The organism is Streptococcus pseudopneumoniae, assembly GCF_001068775.1.
In the GTDB taxonomy this organism is placed as follows: domain Bacteria; phylum Bacillota; class Bacilli; order Lactobacillales; family Streptococcaceae; genus Streptococcus; species Streptococcus pseudopneumoniae_N.
Genome location: NZ_JWAJ01000049.1, coordinates 1 through 5,035, shown reverse-complemented (window position 1 = coordinate 5,035; position 5,035 = coordinate 1). Strand labels below are relative to the sequence as shown.

Sequence of the window (5,035 nt, the reverse complement as noted above, 5' to 3'; positions counted from 1 at the left end):
AGTTCAACCGGCATTACCCGAAGCTGTTGTGACTGACAAAGGCGAACCGGAAGTTCAACCAGCATTACCAGAAGCTGTTGTAACTGACAAAGGCGAACCGGAAGTTCAACCAGCCTTACCAGAAGCTGTTGTAACTGACAAAGGCGAACCGGAAGTTCAACCAGCATTACCCGAAGCTGTTGTGACTGATAAAGGAAAACCAGAAGTTCAACCGGCATTACCCGAAGCTGTTGTGACTGACAAAGGCGAACCGGAAGTTCAACCGGCATTACCCGAAGCTGTTGTGACTGAAAAAGGTGAGCCAGAAGTTCATGAAAAACCAGCATACACTGAACCGGTAGGCACAGTTCCAGACGAAGCACCCAAGTCCGAGAAGTCAGAATACACGGAATCTGTAGGTACAACAGGAGTAGATGAAACAGGAAACTTAATTGATCCGCCGGTTATTGAAATCTCAGAGTATACCGATCCACTAGCTACAGTTCCTGACGTTGCTCCAGAGAGAGAAGAGCTTCCTGCTTTACATACTGATATTCGTACAGAGACTATTCCTAAAACTATCACAGAAGAATCTGATTCTAGCAAATTTATAGGTGATGATTCTATTAAACAAGTTGGTGAGGATGGCGAACGTCAAATTGTTACTAGCTATGAAGAGTTACATGGCAAAAAAATCAGTGACCCAGTTGAAACAGTAACTATTTTGAAAGAAATGAAGCCTGAAATTCTTGTAAAAGGTACCAAAGAAAAGCTCAAAGAAAAAACGGCTCCTGTTTTGACTCTGACCACTGTATCTAAGGATGTTTTAGCTAAGTCTGCTACAATTAACTACAATCTAGAAAATCAAGACAATGCTACAATTACACGCATTGTAGCGACTATCAAAGAAGGTGGAAAAATTGTAAAAACGCTTGATTTAAAAACCGATAACTTATCTCAAGTATTAGATAACTTAGACTATTACAAAGATTATACGATTTCAACCACTATGACTTATGATGTAGGTAAGGGTGCAGAAGTATCGACTTTGGAAGATAAACCTTTACGCTTAGATTTAAAGAAAGTTGAGTTGAAAGATATTGCAAATACCAGTCTCGTACAAGTAAACGAAAGCGGTGTCGAAAGCGATAGTAATCATTTAACCTCTCTTCCAAGTAATGTTAACAACTATTACTTAAAAGTAACCTCCAGAGAAAACAAAGTGACTCGTTTAGCAATTGATAAGATTGAAGAGGTCATTGAGGAAGGTAAGCAGCTTTACAAGGTAACGGCAAAAGCACCTGACTTAGTTCAACGTGATAAAGACGGTAAGTTAAAAGATACGTACACTTATTATCTTGAAAAACCAAGAGCTACCGAGGATAAGGTTTATTACAACTTCCATGATTTAGCAAAAGATATGCAAGCAAATCCTACCGGTGACTTTAAACTTGGTGCAGATTTGAATGCAGTTAACGTTAAACCAGCAGGTAAAGCTTATGTTATGGCTAAGTTTAGAGGTACTCTATCAAGTGTAGAGAATCATCAGTACACGATTCATAACTTAGAAAGACCTTTGTTTAATGAGGCTGAGGGTGCTACACTCAAAAACTTTAACTTGGGTAATGTAAATATTAACATGCCTTGGGCTGATAAAGTTGCCCCTATTGGTAATATGTTTAAGAAATCTACACTTGAGAATATCAAAGTAGTAGGTTCAGTAACAGGAAATAACGATGTAACTGGTGCAGTTAATAAGTTAGATGAAGCTACTATGCGCAATGTAGCATTTATTGGTAAGATTAACAGTCTTGGAGATAAAGGCTGGTGGTCTGGTGGACTTGTCAGCGAAAGTTGGATAAGTAACGTTGATAAAGCTTACGTTGATGCTAAGATTAGTGCCAATAAATCTAAATATGGTGGTTTAATTGGTAAACTAGATCATGGTATTGACTCGATGACAGTAGGTAAAAAAGGATTTCTCCGAAATGCTGTAATAAAAGGTACTATGAATTTGATTCAGCATGGCGAAAGTGGAGGTGTAATTCATAATAACTTTAACTGGGGTGTTATTGAAGACGTCGTAACAATGCTTAAAGTAAATAATGGTGAAATTGTCTATGGTTCACCAGCCTTGAATGATAATGACCAATATTTTGGATTAGATAATATCAAACGTGTAAATTATGTAAATGGTGTTGCAAGTGGTTTATCTTCCTACAAACATTCAAATCGTATTACTGGTATCTCTCAAGCAGAAGCAGATGCTAAAATCGCTAAGATGAATATCACAGCCAACACCTTTACTATTCAAGATCCTATCGTAAACAAGTTAAATCGTATCGTTGATAGAGATTCTGAATATAAAGCGATTCAGGACTACCAAGAAACAAGAAACCTAGCTTATCGAAACTTGGAAAAACTGCAACCATTTTATAACAAAGAGTGGATTGTAAACCAAGGGAATAAGTTAACAGATGAGTCCAATCTTGTTAAGAAAACTGTTCTGTCTGTAACAGGTATGAAAGCAGGGCAATTTGTCACTGATTTATCGGATATTGATAAGATTATGGTTCACTATGCTGATGGTACAAAAGAAGAGTTAACTGTGACCGCTAAAACGGACTCTAAAGTAGTTCAAGTAAAAGAGTATGATGTAGTAGGTCAAAACATTGTCTATACTCCAAATATGGTTATGAAGAATCGTAACCAGTTAGCAAGCGGTATTAAAGAGAAGTTAGCTAGTGTTACCTTACTTTCAGATGAAGTTCGTAGCTTGATGGATCAGCGTGATAAACCTTGGAAGAACACACAAGATAAGAAAACTGAGTATATTAAGGGCTTGTATTTAGAAGAAAGTTTTGAAGAAGTAAAAGGAAACTTAGAAAAACTTGTTAGTCAGATTTTAGAAAATGAAGATCATCAGTTAAACGGTGGGGAAGTAGTCGAGCGTGCTTTACTTAAGAAAGTTGAAGATAACAAAGCTAAAATCATAATGGGACTGACTTATCTCAATCGTTACTATGATATCAAATATGGTGATTTAAGTATCAAGGATATCATGACGTTCAAACCGGACTTCTATGGTAAGACACCAAGTGTACTAGACCGTTTGATTCAAATTGGTTCAAGGGAGCATTTCTTAAAAGGTGACCGTACGCAAGATGCCTACAAAGAAGTGATTGCTGGTGCAACTGGTAAAGGTGATTTACGTAGCTTCTTAGACTATAACATGCGTTTGTTTACAGAAGATAAAGATTTGAATGACTGGTTTATTCATTCTGCGAAAAACGTTTATGTAGTAGAACCTGAAACAAGTACAGAAGCCTTTAAAGATAAGCGTCACCGTGTATTTGATGGTTTAAACAATGATATTCACGGTCGTATGATTTTACCATTGCTCAACTTAAAGAAAGCTCATATCTTTATGATTTCAACCTATAACACTTTAGCTTATAGTTCATTTGAGAGATATGGTAAAAATACAGAGGAAGCGAGAGAGTCTTTAAAACCTAAGATTATTTCAGTAGCAAAAGCACAACAAAGATACCTAGACTTTTGGTCTCGTTTAGCTCTTCCAAGTGTACGTGATAAGCTCCTCAAGAGTCAAAATATGGTACCGACTCCTGTGTGGGACAGTCAGTGGTATGACGGTATTCCTGACGCAAATCGTCAAGGTTATGGACGAGGTGGTACAGTGGTATCTCCTATTCGTGAGCTATTCGGCCCGACTGATCGTTGGCATCAAGTAAATGGAGCTATGGGAGCGATGGCTAAGATTTATGGCGACCCGTATAAAGATGATCAAGTGTATTTCATGGTTACGAAAATGTTAGACGACTTTGGTATTTCAGCCTTCACCCATGAAACAACTCACGTCAACGATAGAATGGTTTACTACGGAGGTTACAGACACCGTGAAGGTACTGACTTAGAAGCCTTTGCTCAAGGTATGTTACAAACCCCTGATAAATCTACTCCGAATAGTGAGTATAAAGCTCTGGGTATCAACATGGCTTATGAGCGTAAAAATGATGGTGAGCAGTACTACAATTATGACCCAGCTAAGTTAGACAGTCGAGACAAGATTGATAGTTATATGAAAAACTACAATGAGTCTATGATGATGTTGGATTACTTAGAAGCTTCTGCTGTTATTCATCAGAATTTATCAGACAACTCTAAGTGGTTCAAGAAGATGGATAAAGAGTGGCGCACCAATGCGGATAGAAACCGTTTAATTGGAGAACCACACCAGTGGGACAAATTGCGTGACTTGACGGAAGAAGAGAAGAAAATCCCTATTGATAGCATTGACAAGTTGGTAGATAATAACTTTGTAACTCTTCATGGTATGCCAAATAACGGTCGTTTCCGTACGGAAGGTTTTGATAGCGCTTATCAAACGGTCAATATGATGGCAGGTGTCTTTGGGGGGAACACGAGTCGAAGCACCGTAGGTTCTATCTCCTTTAAACACAACACTTTCCGTATGTGGGGGTATTATGGTTATGAAAATGGCTTTATCCCTTATGTTTCTAACAAATTAAAAGGTGATGCCAACAGAGAAAATAAAGGGCTTTTAGGTGATGACTTTATTATCAAGAAAGTTTCTAAAAATCAATTCCAAAACCTCGAAGAGTGGAAGAAACATTGGTATCATGAAGTGTATGACAAAGCACAGAAAGGCTTTGTTGAGATTGAAGTAGACGGTTCTAAGATTTCAAGTTACGCTCAACTTCAAGACTTATTTAACACTGCTGTTGAGAAAGACTTGAAAGAAGGTGGTTTCAAGCATACCGAAGGTCTCAAGTGGAAAGTTTACAAGAAGTTGTTGCAAAACACAGACGGTTTCTTAAATCCATTGTTTAAAATATAAAAGGGACAAGTTTTTTGGCTCTTTGTCAACTGTAGTGGGTTAAATAAAAGCTAAAATATGGAGAGGGCAATTGTTGTCCTCTCCATATTTTATACTCAATAAAAATCAAAGAGTAAACTAGGAAACTAGCCGCAGGCTGTACTTGAGTACGGCAAGGCGACGTTGACGTGGTTTGAA

1 protein-coding gene is annotated in these 5,035 nt (G+C 37.8%); it reads left to right on the top strand.

The genetic code is table 11. The features are described 5' to 3' along the window. A partial coding sequence (locus ADF68_RS01770; protein ID WP_049548389.1) for a ZmpA/ZmpB/ZmpC family metallo-endopeptidase occupies positions 1–4,858 on the top strand: 4,858 nt, incomplete at its 5' end. Positions 4,859–5,035 lie beyond the last annotated feature (177 nt).